Below are 17,671 nucleotides of genomic sequence, written 5' to 3'. Positions count from 1 at the left end.
GTGTGAGCATGGACACCGCGGAGGAACCAACCACTTTCATTGCCGACATTGTTGCCGGAACCATCGTGGAGGCGGGGCGCCCGCACCACACCAAGGTGCTCAGCGCACCGGGCGTGCGCGTGGTCGTGCTCACCTTTGGGGCCGGGCATGTGCTCAAGGAGCACCAGTCTCCGAAGGCCCTGCTCATGCAGACCGTGGCCGGACGGCTGCGCATCACGGCCGACGGCGTGGCGCACGAACTGGCCCCCGGCGCTCTGCTGCGACTCGACGCGGGGCTGCCGCACATGGTCGAGGCCCTCGAGGAATCCCGCCTGATGCTCACGATGATCGGGTAGCGCCACAGCGCCGCTCACACGCAGGACCGTGGGCCAGAGCCGGGACCGTACGCATCCTCGGAGATTTTCGCGGCACGCCGTGATGCCGGGCGGCTGAGCCGGCGTGCTGCGAAAATCGCCGAGTTCACCTGCAGCGGATGCCGCGAATCGCCTCCGCGCGACGCGAACGAAGACGAGACACGGGCGGCCTGCTAGTGTCGGCCTCACCCGAGTGAAGGAGTTCCCGATGGCCCGCAAATCTCGCACTGCCGATCAGAACATCTCCCGCCTGCGCCGGTACAACATCGTGGCAGGGTCGCTGCACCTGGTGCAGGCCATCGGCTTCGCCTACGTACTCACCCTGCTGAGCCAGCAGGTCACCTTCGCCGTCACCGCCGACTACCTGGCTGGCGCTCCCGGCGTTCCGCTGCCGCCCGAGCGGGTGACCCTCTTCGACATCAACGTGGGCATCGGCGTCGTGGCGTTTCTGGCCCTGTCGGCGTTGTTTCACTTTCTCATCTCGTCGCCGTGGTTTTTTCCCCGCTACGCGGCCGGGCTCAAGCAGAACCACAACTACTTTCGGTGGGTCGAGTACGCGCTGAGCTCGTCGATCATGATCTGGCTCATTGCTCAGATCACCGGCATCACCGACATCGCAGCACTGTTCTCGATCTTCGCCGTCAACGGCGCCATGATCATGTTCGGCGCCCTGCAAGAGAAGTACGAGACGCCGGGCAATGGCCATTTCCTCCCGTTCATCTTCGGCTCGATGGTGGGCGTGGTGCCATGGATCGTGATTCTGATTTATTTCGTCTCCCCCGGCTCCACTAGCGAGGTGTCGCCGCCGGCCTTTGTCTACGGCATCATCATTTCGCTGTTTTTGTTCTTCAATACCTTCGCCATCAACCAGTGGCTGCAGTACAAGCAAATCGGCGGCTGGCACGACTATCTGCGCGGCGAACGCGCTTACATCACGCTGAGCCTGGTCGCCAAGACCGCGCTCGCGTGGCAGGTGTTCTCGGGAGCCATCATCCCGGCGCTCACTTAAACCGCCGAGAACCCAGAATTCTTGGCCTGGGCCAGCCGAATCGGTCGGTTCACTCCACCTATCCGCCGGCCGTGGGCCCAAGGGCCACGGGGCGGTCGGCGTGATTGGACCATTGGCTGAATGAACCCGGATAGAGCGCGGGAGCAAACCCGGCGAGCGTCAGGGCCACGATGTTATGGGCCGCGACCACGCCGGAGCCGCAGTAGACGGCAACCGGGCGGTCCGGTTGCACTCCCACGGTCAAGAATCTCTCGCGCAGTTGATCGACCGGCAAAAACCGGCCTTCAGCATCGATATTGCCGGTGGCCGGCGCATTCAACGCCCCGGGAATATGGCCGGCGCGCGGGTCGATCGGTTCCACGTCTCCGCGGTAGCGTTCGGCAGCCCGGGAGTCCAAAACCACACCGGTATCGGTGAGGCCGGCGATCTCGTCCAGCGTGGTCACGGGCAGTTGGTCCCAGCCGAGGTCAACGGTGCCGGGTGTGACCGGCTCCTCTCCCGTGGCGAGGTCGTAGCGAGCAGCCGTCCAGGCTCGGAGTGATCCGTCGAGCAGCCGCACATTGCCCAGACCTGCGTGGGTGAGCAGCCACCACGCCCGAGCCGCCGAGAAATTGTTCAGGTCGTCGTAGACCACGACGGTGTCGCCCGAGTTGATCCCCCACGAACGGGCCGCACGCTCCAATCGCTGCCGCGACGGCAGCGGATGCCGACCATCAGTCGCCGCCCCCGGCGACGCCAGCTCGGTGTCGAGATCGACGTATACCGCTCCGGGAATATGACCTGCCCGGTATTCGGGCCGCCCGTCGGGACGATCAAGGCTCCACCGCACATCCAGAATGCGCAGCGTGTTGTCGTGGGCAATTTGCTCGGCCAGCTCGGTGGCAGTGATCAGCAGGGACATAGGGCGACTCCGGAGATTGGGGATGAGCCGGTGCGCCAGCGGCGCCCGTACCTAACTCCACCGTACGTCCCGGCAGGTCGACCGGGGATACCCACCGGGGAGCGAGGTCCCCCTCCGCACGATCATGCCCACCCGTCTGGTGCTGCGCGACTCCGCGTAACAGCATCCGACTGGCCGACTCGCTGCTGGCTTTTCTGCGGCTGGAGGGGCTGGATTTCGCCGGATCGACGGGCGCATGCGAGCGCCTTTCGTGCACAAAAAAATCCCGTGTCATCGACGGCTGGCCGATGACACGGGATTGTTGGTGCACCCCCCCGGACTTGAACCGGGAACCCACTGATTAAGAGTCAGTTGCTCTGCCAATTGAGCTAGAGGTGCGTATTTGGCCGCGAACCAACCCGCGGCAACGTGTAACCCTAACACCCGGAAAGGGCTCTTCGCCAATCGAGCCGATAATCCGCGCGTGGCGCGGGTGGGTACCCAAGATTACTATCCTTGACAGGGTGACTGAGCCTCGAACTTTTACCCTCCGCGATGACCTCAAACTCGCCCTAGAGCTTGCCGATGCGGCCGACGCCATTTCCCGCGCGCGCTTCACCGCCCTCGATCTCGTGGTGACCACCAAGCCCGATCGCACGCCGGTGACGGATGCCGACCAAGCTGTCGAGCGGGCCATCCGCACCGTGCTCGCCGAGCAGCGCCCGGGCGACGGCATTCTCGGCGAGGAGTTCGGCACCGCGGGTTCGACATCGCGCCAGTGGATCATTGACCCGATCGACGGCACGGCCGGCTTCATGCGCGGCATCCCGATCTGGGCCACCCTGATCGCCCTGGCCGTAGACGGCGTTCCCGTCGTGGGCGTCGTGAGCGCGCCAGCCCTCGGCAAGCGTTGGTGGGCGTCCGCCGGCGCCGGCGCCTGGTCGAGCGATGAGCGCACCCCGAATGCCTCCCCCACGCGCCTCGCCGTCTCCGGCGTCGACACGCTCGCCGAGGCATCCATCAGCTATGGCAGTCTGCAGCAGTGGGATCAGGCCGGGCACCTCGACGAGATCGTGAGTCTCTCGCGGCAGGTCTGGCGCACCCGCGCCTACGGCGACATGTGGTCGTACATGCTGCTCGCCGAGGGCCACCTCGACATGGCCGGTGAATTCGACCTGCAGCCCTACGATATGGCGGCACTCGCCCCCATCGTGCAGGAGGCCGGCGGTGTGTTCACGTCGATCGACGGCAAGCCCGGTCCGTGGCACGGCAGCGCCCTCGCCACGAACGGCCTGCTGCACGACGCGACGCTGGCCGTGTTAAACCCGGCCTAGCGCAGCATCCGCTGGGTGCTCGCGGGCTAGACCGTGGCACCCGGATCGTCGGGATTCATACCGTTTCGGGCGTTGCGCGCATCGAGTCGGCGCTGGCGCCAGGCCCGGGGGTTCAGCAACAAAATAGGCTTGGGGATGCGCAGCGCGTATCCGGTCGGCAAGATCCAGCCGTAGCGCTTGGCCAGCAGGGACAGCGCAGCGCCGCTGAGAATGGCCACCGCGGTACCGATGGCCACGAAGCCGAGCTTGCTCAGAATGACCATTTCGCTGCTCGCGAGCAGCGCACTGGTGGCGTAAAGCGTATTACCACCGAAAATGGTGGGCACTTTGAGCAACATGATGTCGCGCACCATGCCGCCGCCGACCGCCGTGATCATGCCGAGCAGAATGCTGGGCAGCCAGCCCAGGCCGGCGTCGAGGGCTTTCTGCGCACCGACCGCCGACCAACAGCCCACGGCGAGCGCGTCGAGCAGCAGCAGCACGCGGCGGGTCCAGCGGCCATTGAACGTGACAAAGTAGGCAATGACCCCGCCGAGGATGGCGCAGATCAGGTACGCCGGGTCGAGCAGTGCGGCCGGGCTACCCTGCTGCAGCAGGGTGTCGCGGATCATTCCTCCGCCGAGCCCACTCATGATCGCGAGCACCACGAAGCCGACAATGTCGAGGCGTGCGGTGCGGGCGGCGACCCCGCCGAGAATGGCGTTGGCGAGCACGCCGGCGAGGTCCACGAATCGGATTACCTCAAACAGCGTCTCCGAATCAGTGTTCACTTGGCCCATTCTCTCTTATATCCGCACGACGACTGGCGCACTTACAGTTAAGGCATGAGGATCAACGCTTTTTCCGACGTCTGCCTGCGGATCGTCATGCTGCTGTGTGCGGCACCGGAGAACGTGACGTTCACCTCGCGGGTTGTCGCCGCGGAGGTGGGGACGCCCTACAACCATGTGAGCAAGGCACTGCTGCGCCTGCGCGAGCTCGGCCTGGTCGAGGCGATTCGGGGGCGCACCGGCGGCGTGCGCATCAGCACGCTCGGACGCCAGGCCACCGTCGGGGCGCTGCTTCGCCAACTCGACACGCGCACCGATCTTGCCGCCTGCGACACGGTCAACGGTCCGTGCCCGCTACTGAGCGACTGCGGCCTGCGCGGTGCCCTGCGCCGGGCCCGAGAAGCCTTCTATCGCGAATTGGACGACCTGGTCATCTCCGAAATCTTGCACGGCAAGCTGGGTGGACCGGTTCTGGTCGAGCTGGGATTGGTGCGGTAGGACTAAAGTCCCCTCTTTCTACGACTTGTAGAAAGTATCCGTTTAATTGGTATTTCAAATGCTACTTTTAGTGCAGGCCCCCAAAATGGGTGTCGGTTCACAGAAGGAGTATTCATGCTTTCGCCCCAGTCCATCCCCCTCATCGAAGCCACTCTCCCGCTTGTCGGTGAGCGGATGCCCGAAATCGCGAAGAACTTCTACCACCGCATGCTCACAGCTCACCCCGAGCTGTTCGACGGGCTGTTCAGCCGCTCCAACCAGAAGAACGGCACGCAGCAGCAGGCCCTGGCCGGAAGCATCGCCGTGTTTGCGAGCCACCTGGTGCAGAACCCGGACACCACGCCGGAGGCCATGCTCTCCCGCATCGCCCACAAGCATGTATCCCTGGATATTCAGCCCGAACAGTACGACATCGTCTACAAGTACCTGTTCGAGGCCATCGCCGACGAACTCAGTGACGTTATCACGGCCGAGATCGCCGCCGCCTGGACCGAGGTGTACTGGCTCATGGCCCACGCCCTGATCAAGATGGAAAAGGGCCTCTACGCCGGACTCGCCAGCGACAAGCCGCTCGCCCCCTGGACCGTCGTGAAGAAGGAAGTGGCCGGGACTGACGCCGTCACATTCACCCTCGAACCGGCCGACGACACCCCTGTGACGCCCGCCCTGCCGGGCCAGTACGTCAGCGTCACCGCCGTCATGCCCGACGGAATCCGCCAGGTGCGCCAGTATTCGCTGTCGGCCGGCACGGCCACGACCCGCGTCTTCACCACCAAGCTCGACGCCGACGGCGAGGTCTCCCCCGTGCTGCACCGCGACGTGCAGGTCGGCGACACCCTCGTCCTCTCCGTGCCGTGCGGCGACATCACCCTCGATGCGGGCACCGGCCCGCTGATCCTGGCCTCGGCCGGAATCGGCTGCACGCCCAGCGCCTCCATCCTGCGTTCCTTGGTCGACTCCGGCTCGAAGCGTCAGGTGCGTGTGCTGCACGCCGAGAGCAACCTGGAGCGCTGGGCGCTGCGCGACCAGATGAACGAGGACGTCGCCCTGCTGGAGGCGGCCGAACTCGAGCTCTGGCTGGAGATCCCGAGCGAGGGCCACCACGAAGGCTTCATGTCGCTGGCCAATGTGACGATCCCGGAGGATGCCTCGGTGTACCTCTGCGGCCCGCTCCCGTTCATGCGCAGCCTGCGTTCCCAGGCGCTGGAGTCCGGCGTCCCCGCCGACCGCATCCACTACGAGATCTTCGGCCCCGACCTGTGGCTCGCCAACGCCTGAGAGTCGCGCCGCGCTAGGTTGGAGGCGTGGACGCTAACGGTGGTATCGAGATAGAACGCAAGTTTGACGTCGACGAACAGGTACTGCTGCCCGGCTTGAACGACCTCCCCGGGGTACAGGCCATTGCCGAGCCGGTCACGTTCACCCTCGAAGCCGTCTATTTCGACACGAGCGACCTCATTCTGGCCAGCGCGCACATCACCCTCCGCCGACGCCTCGGCGGCGATGACGCCGGGTGGCACCTCAAACTGCCGCTCGGCGCCACCCGCCGCCGCGAGATTCACGTGCCGTTCGGCCGGCACGCTCAGGCTGACGCGGATGCCGTGCCCGAATCCCTCGCCCAGCTCGTGCGCGTGTACGTGCGCGACGCCGAGCTTGTTCCCGTGGCACGCCTGCACACCGTGCGCGTCGTGCATGCCCTGATCGGTGCGGGCGGCGAAACCCTCGCTCTGCTCTGCGATGATCGGGTGCGGTCCGAACGGCTCGTTCACGAACCCGCTTCGACGGCCTGGCGCGAATGGGAGATCGAACTGGTCGACGCACCGGAGGATCTGCTCGACGCGGGGCAGGCGGTGCTGGCAAGCGGCGGCATACTCGTGTCGCGGCACGCCTCGAAACTGGCGCGCGCGCTGGGCGACCGCTTTCCGGCGGCGCCGGCCCAGAAACGGCGCCGGGCCACCCCCGGCGGTCCGGCCCGCAACGTGCTGCTGGCCAGCCTGAACGAACAGATTGACGTCATTAATCAGCACGACCCGCTGGTTCGCCAGCACACGGCCGGCTCCGTGCACGCCATGCGTGTGGCCACCCGCCGGCTGCGCTCGGTGCTGGCCACCTACCGTTCCCTCGTCGACCCGACCGTGCTGCAACACCTCCGCACCGAGCTCGGCTGGCTCGCCGCCGTGCTCGGCGGCTCGCGTGACGAAGAGGTACTGCAGCGGCGCCTGGCCGGTCTGCTCGACCGCGAAAGCCCGACGCTGTTGCTCGGCCCCATTCGCGAACGCCTCCAAACACACGCGCAAACGGATGCCGACACCGCCGACCACACGCTCGTCGCGGCGCTCGACACCTACCGCTACTTTCGGCTGCTCGATGCTCTGGACGCCCTGCTCGCCACGCCGCCGTTCACCGCCGTGGCCGACCAAGACGCCCGCGTCGTTGTTCCGACCCTGATCACGAAGGAGTGGAAGAAGCTGCGCCAAGCCGTGCGCCGGGCTGCCAGAGCCGCGCCGGGGTCGGAGCGTGATCTCGCCCTGCATGCCGTGCGCAAACGGGCCAAGCGGCTGCGTTATGCGGCCGAGACGGCGCTGCCGCTCAGTCCGAAGCGAGCCGCGCGGGTGAGCCGGTTCGCCCAAAAACTGCAGACGATCCTCGGCGATCAGCACGATAGCGTCATCGCCCGTGAACACCTGCTGCGGGGTGGAGCCGTCGACGCCTACCTGCACGGCGAGAACACGTTCAGCTACGGCCGCCTGCACGCCCACGAGCAGTACCAGGGCGCTGCCGCCGAAACCCGGTTCTGGAAATCCTGGCGTCGCCGCCCCTAGCCCTCTGAGCACACCCCCGACGGAAGGTGATTGACTTCGGGAGGCGCGGGGAGCAAGCTGTGGCACGACAGTGTCGTGCAATGATGCCTGGCACTTAGGTACCTCTCAGCGAGGAGAAGCCCGTGCAGATTCCGGCTCCATTTGACTATGTTCGCGCCAGCTCGGTCGATAACGCTCTGGCCCTACTCGACCGCCACGGCGCTGAGGCACGGGTCGTCGCCGGAGGCCACAGCCTGCTTCCCATGATGAAGCTGCGCCTCGCCCGCCCCGAGTGGCTCATCGATATCAACGAGCTGTTCGAGCTCGACTATCTGTTGGTCGATCAGGCGGTGCTGCGCATCGGTGCCATGACCCGGCACACGACCCTGCTCGAATCCGACGAGATTCGACGCCTGTTCCCCATCATCGCCGATGCCGAACGTGTCATTGCCGACCCGATCGTGCGCAACCGCGGCACCATCGGCGGTTCCCTCTGCCAGGCCGACCCGGCCGAGGACCTCTCCACGGTGTGCCACGTTCTCGAAGCGGTGGCCGTCGTGCGGGGGCCGGCCGGTGAACGGATGCTCTCCATGGCCGAGTTCCACCGCGGCCCGTACGAGACGGCCGTCGCCCAGAACGAGCTGCTCATCGAGGTGCGACTGCCGGTACGGGCCCGCTCCGGCAGCGCCTACGAAAAAGTGGAGCGCCGGGTCGGAGACTGGGCCGTCGCCGCGGCCGGCGCGAGCGTGACGCTCGCCGCCGATGGCACAATCGAACACGTCGCGGTCGGACTCACCGCGGTGGGCCTGGACCGCAACGTGACCGAGGTCGAAGCGGTGCTGGTGGGTCACGCTCCCGACGAAACCCTTTTCGTCGAGGCCGGTCGCCTGGCCGGTCAAGCCTGTGATCCCCTCGCCGACCAGCGCGGACCGGTCGATTACAAGCGGCACCTCGCCGACGAACTGACCCGGCGCGTGCTGCGGGTGGCGTGCAGCCGCGCCGCAGCATCCGCGTCCGGCACATCCGCTTCCGGCACCACCACCGACACGACCCAGGAAGGCTGAGCCCGATGCAGATCAGTATGACCATCAACGGCACCGACGTCACCCGCGAGATCGAACCCCGAGTGTTGCTCGTGCACTTCATTCGCGACGACCTGCGGCTCACCGGAACACACTGGGGCTGCGATACCAGCAACTGCGGCACCTGCGTGGTGCTGATGGACGGCCAGCCGGTGAAGTCGTGCACCGTTTTGGCCGCCATGGCCGACGGTCACGCCATTACGACCGTGGAGGGGCTCGCCGACGGCGCCACCCTCGACCCGGTGCAGCAGGGCTTCATGGAGGAGCACGGCCTGCAGTGCGGCTTCTGCACCCCCGGCATGATGCTCACCGCCCGCGCCCTGCTCGACCACAACCCGCACCCCGAGCCGCTCGAGATTCGCGAGGCCATCTCGGGGCAGATCTGCCGCTGCACCGGGTACGCCACGATCGTGCGCTCGATTCAGTGGGCCGCCGAGCATCCCGCCGGATCTGCCGAAGCGAGCGCGGAGAGCGCCGCCGCGGGAGCCGCGCCGGCAACCACCGAAACGACAGACGCTACGACAGATGCAGAGGTGCACGCATGACCATCCTCGAACACCGCCCGTCGAACCCGGCCGCCGGTGACCACGATCGGCCCATCGGCCACGGTCGGATGCAGCGCAAAGAAGACCCGCGCTTCGTGCGCGGCAAGGGCCACTATGTCGACGACATCGTGCTGCCCGGCATGCTACACGGCGCCATTCTGCGCGCTCCCGTGGCCCACGCCCGGTTGGTGTCGATCGACACGACCAAAGCGCTCGCCCACAAAGGGGTTGTCGCCGTCATCACCGGTACCGATCTGCAGGCACTCGGTCTGGCCTGGGCGCCCACCCTCTCGATGGACGTGCAGGCCGTGCTCGTCACCGACAAGGTGCGCTTCCAGGGTCAGGAAGTGGCCTTCGTCGTCGCCGATGACCGCTACGCCGCCCGCGACGCCCTCGAACTGATCGAGGTCGAATACGACGTGCTGCCACCGGTCGTTGACGCTCGGAAAGCGCTGGATGCCGACGCTCCTGTCATTCGCGACGACCTCGAGGGCCGCACCGACAACCACATCTTCGACTGGGAGGCCGGCAACAAAGCCGAAACGGATGCCGTCTTTGCCAACGCTGACGTCGTGGTCAAACAAGAACTCGTCTACCCGCGGGTACACCCGGCGCCCATGGAGACCTGTGGCGCGGTCGCCGACTTCGATCCCATCGACGGCCGTCTCACCCTGTATGAAACAACCCAGGCCCCGCACGCCCATCGCACCCTGTTCGCCATGGTCTCGGGCATTCCCGAGCACAAGATTCGCGTGGTCTCCCCCGACATCGGCGGCGGCTTCGGCAACAAGGTGGGCATCTATCCGGGCTACATTCTCGCCGTGGTCGGCTCGATCGTCACCGGCAAACCGGTGAAATGGGTCGAGGACCGCTCCGAAAACCTCATGTCGACCTCGTTCGCCCGCGACTACATCATGCAGGGTGAAATCGCCGCGACCAAGGAGGGCAGGATTCTGGGCCTGCGCACCAGCGTGCTCGCCGACCACGGCGCCTTCAACGCCACCGCCCAGCCCACCAAGTACCCGGCCGGGTTCTTCCACATTTTCACCGGCAGCTACGACCTCCAGGCCGCCCACTGCACCGTCACCGGCGTGTACACCAACAAGGCCCCGGGCGGGGTGGCGTACGCCTGTTCCTTCCGCGTCACCGAGGCGGTTTACCTGGTCGAGCGGATGGTCGATATCCTGGCCCGCAAGCTGGAGATGGACCCCGCCGAGTTGCGACTGAAAAACTTCATCAAGAAGGAACAGTTTCCCTACGCCAACAAGACCGGCTGGGAGTACGACTCCGGTGACTACGAACCCACGATGCGGCTGTCGATGAAGATGGCCGGTTACGACGAGTTGCGCCGCGAACAGAAGGAGAAACGCGAACGCGGCGAGCTCATGGGCATCGGCATCTCGTTCTTCACCGAAACGGTCGGGGCCGGTCCGCGCAAAGACATGGATATTCTCGGACTCGGCATGGCCGACGGAGCCGAACTGCGCATCCACCCCACCGGCAAAGCCGTTGTTCGCATCTCGGCGCAGAGTCAGGGTCAGGGTCACGAAACGACGTTCGCGCAGATCGTGGCCGAAGAAATCGGTATCCCGCCCGAAGACATCGATGTCGTGCACGGTGACACCGACCAGACGCCGTTCGGCCTCGGTACCTATGGCAGCCGGTCCACACCGGTCAGCGGCGCCGCCGTCGCCCTCGTCGCCCGCAAGGTGCGGGAGAAGGCGCGGTTCATTGCCGCCGCTATGCTCGAGACCAGACCGGAAGATTTGGAGTGGGAAAAAGGCCGCTGGTTTGTCAAGGGCGACCCGAGTGTGGGCAAGACCATGGCCGAGATCGCGATGGGCGCCCACGGCACGGTCGCGCTGCCCGAGGGAATCGACGGCAACCTCGATGCCGAGATCACCTACGATCCGCCCAACCTCACCTTTCCCTTCGGTGCCTATATCTGCGTCGTCGATGTCGACCCGGGCACCGGGCATGTCAAGGTGCGCCGCTTCATCGCCGTCGACGACTGCGGCACCCGCATCAACCCCATGATCATCGAGGGCCAGATTCACGGCGGCCTCACCGACGGTGTCGGCATGGCGCTCATGGAGATCATCGAGTTCGACCAGGAAGGCAACTGTCTCGGTGGCTCGTTCATGGACTATCTCATCCCCACGGCCATGGAGGTGCCCGATTGGGAGACCGGCTTCACAGTGACGCCGTCGCCGCACCACCCGATCGGCGCGAAGGGCGTCGGCGAATCGGCCACGGTCGGTTCACCCCCGGCGGTCGTCAATGCCGTCGTCGACGCACTTGCCCCGTTCGGCGTCGTGCACATGGATATGCCCTGCACACCGGCCCGGGTCTGGGAGGCCATGCAAGGCCGCACGAGACCGCCGGTCTAGCATGCCCGCTGTGCAATCGGTACTGGAACTCGAGCTCGAGGCGCGCCGCGAGCCGTTTGTGCACGCGACCGTGGTGCACGCGGTGCGTCCCACGAGCGCGCATGCCGGCGACACGGCGCTCGTGCGCGCCACCGGTGAAATCGAGGGCTTCGTCGGGGGAACATGCGTGGAGGCATCCGTTCGCCTGTACAGCCTGCAGGTTCTCGCCAGTCGGCAGCCGCTGCTGCTCAAAGTTGTCGCCGGAGTGCCCTCGAGCACCGTACAGGAGGGCACCGTCGAGGTCTCCAACCCCTGCGTGAGCGGCGGGGCGATCGAGATCTTTCTCCAGCCGCGCATTCCGCTGCCCCGCCTGATCGTCGTCGGCTCCACACCCGACGCCGAGGCGCTCGCCGCCATGGCGCCGCTGGTCGGCTTCGACCTTGTACAAGCGGATGGCGCCTCCGCCGCCCCCGAAGCCGGCGACGCGGCGCTGATCGTCGCCTCGCATGGTCGTGATGAGGAGCCGGCGCTGCTGGCCGCCCTCGCCGCCGGGGTGCCCTACGTTGCGCTCGTGGCCAGTCCCAGGCGCGGCGCGGCGGTGCTCTCCTCGCTCGATGTGTCGCCCGAGCAGCGGGCCCGGGTGTTCAGCCCGGCGGGACTCGACCTCGGCGCGCGCACCCCGGGAGAGATTGCGGTGTCGATTCTGGCCCAGCTGGTGCGGGAGCGGGCCGAGCGCGCGAGTGCGCTGGATACCGGAAGGCACGAGGCGTCAGCGGATGCCGCCACCATCAGGCCTCCGGCCGTGACCGATCCGGTTTGCGGCATGTCCGTGGCCGGGATGCCCTCGTCGCTGCACGCGGAGTACAACGGTCAGACCGTGTATTTCTGCTCGGCGGGTTGCCGCGCAGCCTTTCTGGAACATCCGGAGCAGTATGCAACCGCGCGCTAGGGCATTGGTCGCCCGTCGGGGGCACACCCGATGAGCGCGCAACCGACCAGCCCCGACCCGACAGACCCGGAGACCATGGCGGAGCTGGTTCCGCACGTCTCCGCTTTGCGGAGCGCCCTCGACGCTGAAGATTATCTGGCCGATGAGGGTCTGGCGACCGCGGTATTTCTGGCCGTGCGCATGCGGCAGCCGCTGCTGCTGGAGGGCGAACCGGGGGTCGGCAAGACCGAGATCGCCAAAGCCCTCGCCCGTCTGCTGCACACCGAACTGTTTCGGTTGCAATGCTACGAGGGGATCAGCGCCGGGGAGGCACTGTACGAGTGGAATTATCCGCGGCAGCTGCTCGGAATTCGTCTGGCGGAGGCGCGCGGTGTTGACCTGGCCGAAACTGAATTGTTCGGCCGCGATTATCTGCTGCGCCGCCCGCTGTTACAGGCGATCGAGCACGCCGGCCCCCGACCGGCTGTGTTGCTGCTCGACGAGATCGACCGGGCCGACGCCGAGTTCGAAGCCTTCACCTTTGAACTGCTCGCCGAAGCGGCGGTCACCATTCCCGAGCTGGGAACCGTGCGGGCCACGCATCCGCCGATCGTGATTCTCACGAGCAATCGCACGCGCGACCTGCATGATGCCCTGACCCGGCGCTGTCTGTATCACTGGATTGACTACCCGGGGCCGGAGAGAATCGCACAGATCGTGCGCCGCCGGGTGCCCAGCAGTTCGCAGGCCATCGCCACCGAGGCCGCGGGCGCGATCACCCGGTTACGCTCCCTTGACCTCGTGAAGCCGCCCGGAATCGCGGAGGCCATCGACTGGGTGACGGCTCTGACCGTGCTGGGTATCGAGCAGCTCAGCGCTCGGGCGGTCGAGCAGACCTGGGGTTCCATACTCAAGAACCGGGATGACCTTGATCTCGCTGCCTCCCGCGGCGGCGCGTGGGTTGCGGAGGCCGCCGATGTCTGAGGCCGGCCGCACTGCCCGCCACCCTTCGATCGAAACGGCGGCCCTCGCCGCCGGTTTCAGCACGACCCTGCACCGCGCCGGACTCCCGGTGTCGCCCGATCGGGCAGCTCGGCTGGCCGAAGCGCTGCGACTGGTACCCCCGACCGACCGCGCGGCCCTGTACTGGGCCTGCCGGGTCGTCTTCGTCTCCCAGCAACAGCATCTCGCCCTCTTTGACGCCGTGTTCAGCGCGGTGTTCGACGGTCGACTCGACCCGGCCGGGAGCCGCGGCGACCCGAACGCTCCCCCGGCGATCGGATCCGAGCCGCAGATCAAGGCGGCCGCGCCGACCAGCCGGGCCACCGATTCCCCCGAACCGAACACCGCGCCGACCCCGCCCGCGCCGCTTCCCGGTGCCGACGACTCGGGTGAGAATGATGGCCCGGAGCGTGATGCCATCCTGGCCATGGCCTCCCGCGATGAGCACCTGCACGAGATCGCCTTCGCCGATCTCGCCCCCGATGAACTCGCCCGGTTGCGCCGGCTCGTGGCTCGCATCGTGCTGTCGACGCCGTCCCGCCTCAGCCGCCGCACGCATCCGTCGCCGCACCGGCGCGACCGACTCGACGTAGCCCGCACCGTGCGGGCCGCGCAGCGAACCGGCGGCGACCCGATCACCCTGCACTACTCCCACCGCCGTGTTTCACCGCGCCGACTGGTGCTTCTGTGCGATGTGTCGGGGTCGATGGAACCGTATACGCGGGTTTTCCTCTCGCTGCTGCAGGGCGCGGCCTCCGGGGCCCGCGCCGAAGCGTTCGTGTTCTCCACGCACCTCACCCGGCTGACCCGCCAATTGGCCCTACGCGACCCCGACCAGGCTCTCGCCCAGGCCGCTGCCACCGCCACGGACTGGGCCGGCGGCACCCGGCTGGCCGAGAGCATCCGTCGATTCATCGACGACTTCGGTCGGCGCGGTCTGGCCCGCGGCGCCGTGATTGTCGTGTTCTCCGACGGTTGGGCGCAGGACGACCCGGCCGACGTCGACGCCCAAATGGCACGCCTGCGCCGGCTCGCGCACCGGATTGTCTGGGTGAATCCACGCAAGGTCGCGGTCGACTACCGGCCGATCGTCGGCGGCATGGCGGCCGCCCTGCCTTACTGTGATGCCTTCGTGAGCGGGCACAGTTACGCGGCCCTCGCCGAGGTGGCGGCCGCTATTCGCGGCCCGTCGACCGCGACGATTGCGCACCAGCCACACAACATGACCCCCGGTACAACCCCCAACTCGACCCAGTAGAGGACTCCCTGATGCAACTCGACAGCACCTTCACCGTTATCGCCCCCGTCGACACGGTGTGGAACACCCTGATGGATTTCGAACGCGTCGCGAGCTGTGTGCCGGGCGCGCAGATACTGAACAAACTCTCCGAGGACAACTATCAGGTGGGCATGAAGGTCAAGCTCGGCCCGGTGACCATGCAGTATCGCGGCCAGATGAACGTTGACGAACGCGACGCCGAGGCGCACCGCGCGGTCTTCTCCGGCAAGGCGCAGGAAACCCGCGGGCAGGGCACCGCCCAGGCCACCGTCACGCTCGTGCTCGTTGAAACCGACGGCGTCACCCGGGGCACCGTGAGCGCCGACCTGTCGCTGTCGGGCAAAGCGGCGGCGATGGGCAAGGGCGTCATCAGCAGCGTCACCGAGCAGATGATGGGCCTGTTCGCCGGCAATCTGCAAGACCTGATCGAGAATGATGCCCAGCCTGATTCAGCCGGTGCAGCGGATGCCGCCGCTCCCGTCGGCCACCACGTCGCCGACCCGGAGACCCTCGCGCAGGCCGCCCCCCGCGCGGTCGCCGACCTCACCAACATCCCGCCCGGGGATGCTCCGGCCGCCGATGCCCTGCCGGACGTCACAGCGCAGTCTCCCCGGTCAGGCCTGCCACCCCGACCGGTACCGCCACGTGTCGCGCCGGCTGGCGGGCAGCATGCCACGCCGCACCGGTCGGCACCGGCGGCAGCACCGAGTCTGGACGCCATGAGCCTGGTCAAGGGCGTCATCGCCGACCAGCTGAGCGACCCGGTGAAACTTCTGGCCCTGCTGTCCACGGTAGCGTTTATCGCATACCGAATTGGTCGGCGCGCGTCCGGCCGCTGAGGCATTCGATAACACAGATGGGAGCCCGGCATGCGTGAAGTTCTGGAGACCCTCCTGGCGGGTTGGACGGCCGGTGCCACCGCCGGTCTGGCCACGGTCGTGCGCACCTTCCAGTCCGCGCCGCGCCCGGCCGGAGCTTCCATGCTGGTCAGCGCCGACGGCACGGTGTCTGGCTCGGTTTCTGGCGGCTGTGTCGAGGGCGCGGTCTACGAACTGGCCACCCAGGTTGCTGCCGAGGGCGTGCCGGTGCTCGTGCGTTACGGCATCAGTGATGACGACGCGTTTGCCGTGGGGCTCACCTGCGGCGGCATCCTCGATGTCTTCATCGAACCCGTCTCGCGCGACACCTTCGCCCTGCTCGAGGGCGTGCGCGACGACGTTGACGCCGGCCGGCCGGTGGGCGTGGCCACGGTGATCGAGCATCCCGATGCCGGCCGGCTGGGCCGCCATCTCGTGGTGCGGCCACACGGTTTCGAGGGCGATCTGGGATCAGCCCGCGCCAACCACGCCATCGGCGATGACACCCAGGGTTTGCTCGCCGCCGGACGCAACACGACCCTGACCTACGGTCCCGACGGTGAGCGCCGCGGCGAGGGCATGCGGGTGTTCTTCGCCAGTTATGCTCCCCGGCCCCGCCTGCTCGTATTCGGTGCGATCGATTTCGCCACCGCCTTGGCCCGGCTGGGCACCTTTCTGGGGTACCGGGTCACGGTCTGTGACGCTCGCGGTGTGTTCGCCACCGCCGCACGATTTCCCGGCGTTGACGAGGTCGTGGTGAGCTGGCCCGACCGTTACCTGCGCGAGCAGATCGCGGGCGGGCATATTGATCCCCGCACGGTGATCTGTGTGCTCACCCACGACCCCAAATTCGACGTCCCCCTGCTGGAAGCCGCCCTGCACGGCCCGCCCGTGGCCTACATCGGGGCCATGGGATCGCGTCGCACGCATCTGGACCGGCTGGAGCGGTTGCGCGACGTCGGCGTGACCGACGCGGAGCTGGCCCGGCTGCGCAGCCCGATCGGCCTCGACCTCGGATCACGCACGCCCGAGGAGACCGCGGTCTCGATCGCCGCCGAAATCATCTCGTTGCAGTGGGGCGGCAGCGGCGAGCCGCTGCACACCCTCGTCGACGCTATTCACCACGACGATCTGGTCGACCCCAACCCGCCGACAGCGCCCATCGGCCAGAAACTGATCGAGGCATGAGTATCCTCGATTCCGTCACATCGGTGCTGCTCGTGCACGCGCACCCCGACGACGAGACCATCAGCACCGGCGGTCTCATCGCGTATCTTGCCGGCCGCGGCATCCGGATCAGCCTGGTCACCGCCACCCGCGGTGAGCGCGGAGAAGTCGTCGCCGGGCCGCTGTCCGTCCTCGCCGGTAGCCCGGCCCTGGCCGAGGAACGCGAACGAGAACTCGAGCGGGCGGCACGCACCCTCGGCGTCAACGAGGGTTTCTGGCTGGGCGAAAATGAGGCCCGCGCCCTCGGCCTCCCCCCACGCCGCTACCGGGACTCCGGCATGGAATGGATCCGCCCCGGGCTGGCCGGTCCGGCGCCCGACAGCGAAGCGGATGCCCTCGCCCGCGCGCCGCTCGCCGAGGTTGTCGCCGACCTCGTCGCCGTTCTGGCGCACGTGCAACCGCATCTCGTCATCAGCTATGACGCCGCCGGTGGCTACGGGCATCCCGACCACGTGCGCGTGCACGATGCGACGCTGGCGGCCTGCCGCTTCCTCAGGATTGCCTACGCCGAGATTCGCGAAACCCGCACACCGGATGCGGAGTGGTTCGACCTGGCGGATCAGCACGAGACCGTTGTAGCCGCACTCTCGTGCCACGCCAGCCAGCTGAGTGTGGACGGTGATTGCATCGTGCATTCCGGTGGCCAGCGCGATCCGATCCGCACCGCGATCGGCCTGCGCCGGCTGGAGTGAACGGGCCGACACAGCGTTAATCCCGTTAGGCCGCCCCGCGGGGCG

17 protein-coding genes and 1 tRNA gene are annotated in these 17,671 nt (G+C 67.2%); 15 read left to right on the top strand and 3 right to left on the bottom strand.

The genetic code is table 11. The features are described from left to right. Positions 1-8: 8 nt before the first annotated feature. A complete protein-coding gene (locus QMK22_RS07065; protein WP_283496910.1) occupies positions 9-335 on the top strand; it encodes a cupin domain-containing protein in 327 nt (108 codons plus the stop codon). 226 nt (positions 336-561) lie between these two features. Continuing rightward, complete coding sequence (gene heR, locus QMK22_RS07060) at positions 562-1,362, top strand: heliorhodopsin HeR (RefSeq protein ID WP_283496909.1); 801 nt, start codon at positions 562-564, stop codon at positions 1,360-1,362. Positions 1,363-1,420: 58 nt separating this feature from the next. Here heR and QMK22_RS07055 read toward each other — a convergent pair whose 3' ends face one another. Together QMK22_RS07055 and QMK22_RS07050 are read right to left on the bottom strand one after the other, a co-directional pair. Next, a complete protein-coding gene (locus QMK22_RS07055) occupies positions 1,421-2,263 on the bottom strand; it encodes a sulfurtransferase (protein WP_283496908.1) in 843 nt (280 codons plus the stop codon). Positions 2,264-2,565: 302 nt separating this feature from the next. Next, positions 2,566-2,641, bottom strand: a tRNA-Lys gene (locus QMK22_RS07050). A 125-nt stretch (positions 2,642-2,766) separates the two neighbouring features. Between QMK22_RS07050 and hisN the strand changes: the two genes are divergently transcribed. Continuing rightward, on the top strand, positions 2,767-3,576 hold the full coding sequence (gene hisN, locus QMK22_RS07045) for a histidinol-phosphatase (RefSeq protein WP_283496907.1): 810 nt from the start codon (positions 2,767-2,769) through the stop codon (positions 3,574-3,576). 26 nt (positions 3,577-3,602) lie between these two features. Here hisN and QMK22_RS07040 read toward each other — a convergent pair whose 3' ends face one another. Then, entirely contained in the window at positions 3,603-4,346 is a 744-nt protein-coding gene (locus QMK22_RS07040; RefSeq protein ID WP_283496906.1) for a trimeric intracellular cation channel family protein, read from the bottom strand. A 54-nt stretch (positions 4,347-4,400) separates the two neighbouring features. Between QMK22_RS07040 and QMK22_RS07035 the strand changes: the two genes are divergently transcribed. From QMK22_RS07035 to QMK22_RS06980, 12 genes are all read left to right on the top strand, one after another. Beyond that, complete coding sequence (locus tag QMK22_RS07035; RefSeq protein WP_283496905.1) at positions 4,401-4,844, top strand: RrF2 family transcriptional regulator; 444 nt, start codon at positions 4,401-4,403, stop codon at positions 4,842-4,844. A gap of 114 nt (positions 4,845-4,958) precedes the next feature. Next, a complete protein-coding gene (locus QMK22_RS07030; RefSeq protein ID WP_283496904.1) occupies positions 4,959-6,122 on the top strand; it encodes a globin domain-containing protein in 1,164 nt (387 codons plus the stop codon). 26 nt (positions 6,123-6,148) lie between these two features. Then, a complete protein-coding gene (locus QMK22_RS07025) occupies positions 6,149-7,666 on the top strand; it encodes a CYTH and CHAD domain-containing protein (protein WP_283496903.1) in 1,518 nt (505 codons plus the stop codon). Positions 7,667-7,788: 122 nt separating this feature from the next. Beyond that, on the top strand, positions 7,789-8,709 hold the full coding sequence (locus tag QMK22_RS07020) for an FAD binding domain-containing protein (RefSeq protein WP_283496902.1): 921 nt from the start codon (positions 7,789-7,791) through the stop codon (positions 8,707-8,709). A gap of 5 nt (positions 8,710-8,714) precedes the next feature. Continuing rightward, the gene (locus QMK22_RS07015) at positions 8,715-9,272 is read left to right on the top strand and encodes a (2Fe-2S)-binding protein (RefSeq protein WP_283496901.1); all 558 of its coding nucleotides are present in this window, start codon (positions 8,715-8,717) and stop codon (positions 9,270-9,272) included. Then, positions 9,269-11,662 (top strand): aerobic carbon-monoxide dehydrogenase large subunit, encoded by a 2,394-nt coding sequence (locus tag QMK22_RS07010; protein ID WP_283496900.1) that lies wholly within the window; start codon positions 9,269-9,271, stop codon positions 11,660-11,662. The genes QMK22_RS07015 and QMK22_RS07010 overlap by 4 nt, the downstream gene beginning before the upstream one ends. A 10-nt stretch (positions 11,663-11,672) precedes the next feature. Next, the gene (locus QMK22_RS07005) at positions 11,673-12,590 is read left to right on the top strand and encodes an XdhC family protein (RefSeq protein ID WP_283496899.1); all 918 of its coding nucleotides are present in this window, start codon (positions 11,673-11,675) and stop codon (positions 12,588-12,590) included. 30 nt (positions 12,591-12,620) lie between these two features. Beyond that, complete coding sequence (locus QMK22_RS07000; protein ID WP_283496898.1) at positions 12,621-13,553, top strand: AAA family ATPase; 933 nt, start codon at positions 12,621-12,623, stop codon at positions 13,551-13,553. Continuing rightward, positions 13,546-14,829, top strand: a complete 1,284-nt coding sequence (locus QMK22_RS06995; protein ID WP_283496897.1) for a vWA domain-containing protein — start codon at positions 13,546-13,548, stop codon at positions 14,827-14,829. Before QMK22_RS07000 ends, QMK22_RS06995 begins: the two co-directional genes overlap by 8 nt. A gap of 11 nt (positions 14,830-14,840) precedes the next feature. After that, entirely contained in the window at positions 14,841-15,689 is an 849-nt protein-coding gene (locus QMK22_RS06990) for an SRPBCC family protein (protein WP_283496896.1), read from the top strand. Between the two features lie 30 nt (positions 15,690-15,719). Beyond that, positions 15,720-16,895, top strand: a complete 1,176-nt coding sequence (locus QMK22_RS06985; protein ID WP_283496895.1) for an XdhC family protein — start codon at positions 15,720-15,722, stop codon at positions 16,893-16,895. Further along, positions 16,892-17,626: a PIG-L family deacetylase gene (locus tag QMK22_RS06980; RefSeq protein ID WP_283496894.1), complete on the top strand. Its 735-nt coding sequence runs from the start codon at positions 16,892-16,894 to the stop codon at positions 17,624-17,626. Before QMK22_RS06985 ends, QMK22_RS06980 begins: the two co-directional genes overlap by 4 nt. Positions 17,627-17,671 lie beyond the last annotated feature (45 nt).

The sequence above is a fragment of the Cryobacterium sp. PH29-G1 genome, from assembly GCF_030063365.1.
Lineage (GTDB): Bacteria > Actinomycetota > Actinomycetes > Actinomycetales > Microbacteriaceae > Cryobacterium.
This window is presented reverse-complemented; position numbering and strand designations above follow the sequence as displayed.

Bases quoted from the DNA above. Each gene is read 5' to 3' on its own strand.
- QMK22_RS07065 (WP_283496910.1), top strand. From the start codon at position 9: ATGGACACCGCGGAGGAACCAACCACTTTCATTGCCGACATTGTTGCC.
- heR (WP_283496909.1), top strand. From the start codon at position 562: ATGGCCCGCAAATCTCGCACTGCCGATCAGAACATCTCCCGCCTGCGC.
- QMK22_RS07055 (WP_283496908.1), bottom strand. From the start codon at position 2,263: ATGTCCCTGCTGATCACTGCCACCGAGCTGGCCGAGCAAATTGCCCAC.
- QMK22_RS07035 (WP_283496905.1), top strand. From the start codon at position 4,401: ATGAGGATCAACGCTTTTTCCGACGTCTGCCTGCGGATCGTCATGCTG.
- QMK22_RS07030 (WP_283496904.1), top strand. From the start codon at position 4,959: ATGCTTTCGCCCCAGTCCATCCCCCTCATCGAAGCCACTCTCCCGCTT.
- QMK22_RS07015 (WP_283496901.1), top strand. From the start codon at position 8,715: ATGCAGATCAGTATGACCATCAACGGCACCGACGTCACCCGCGAGATC.
- QMK22_RS07010 (WP_283496900.1), top strand. From the start codon at position 9,269: ATGACCATCCTCGAACACCGCCCGTCGAACCCGGCCGCCGGTGACCAC.
- QMK22_RS07000 (WP_283496898.1), top strand. From the start codon at position 12,621: ATGAGCGCGCAACCGACCAGCCCCGACCCGACAGACCCGGAGACCATG.
- QMK22_RS06995 (WP_283496897.1), top strand. From the start codon at position 13,546: ATGTCTGAGGCCGGCCGCACTGCCCGCCACCCTTCGATCGAAACGGCG.
- QMK22_RS06990 (WP_283496896.1), top strand. From the start codon at position 14,841: ATGCAACTCGACAGCACCTTCACCGTTATCGCCCCCGTCGACACGGTG.
- QMK22_RS06985 (WP_283496895.1), top strand. From the start codon at position 15,720: ATGCGTGAAGTTCTGGAGACCCTCCTGGCGGGTTGGACGGCCGGTGCC.
- QMK22_RS06980 (WP_283496894.1), top strand. From the start codon at position 16,892: ATGAGTATCCTCGATTCCGTCACATCGGTGCTGCTCGTGCACGCGCAC.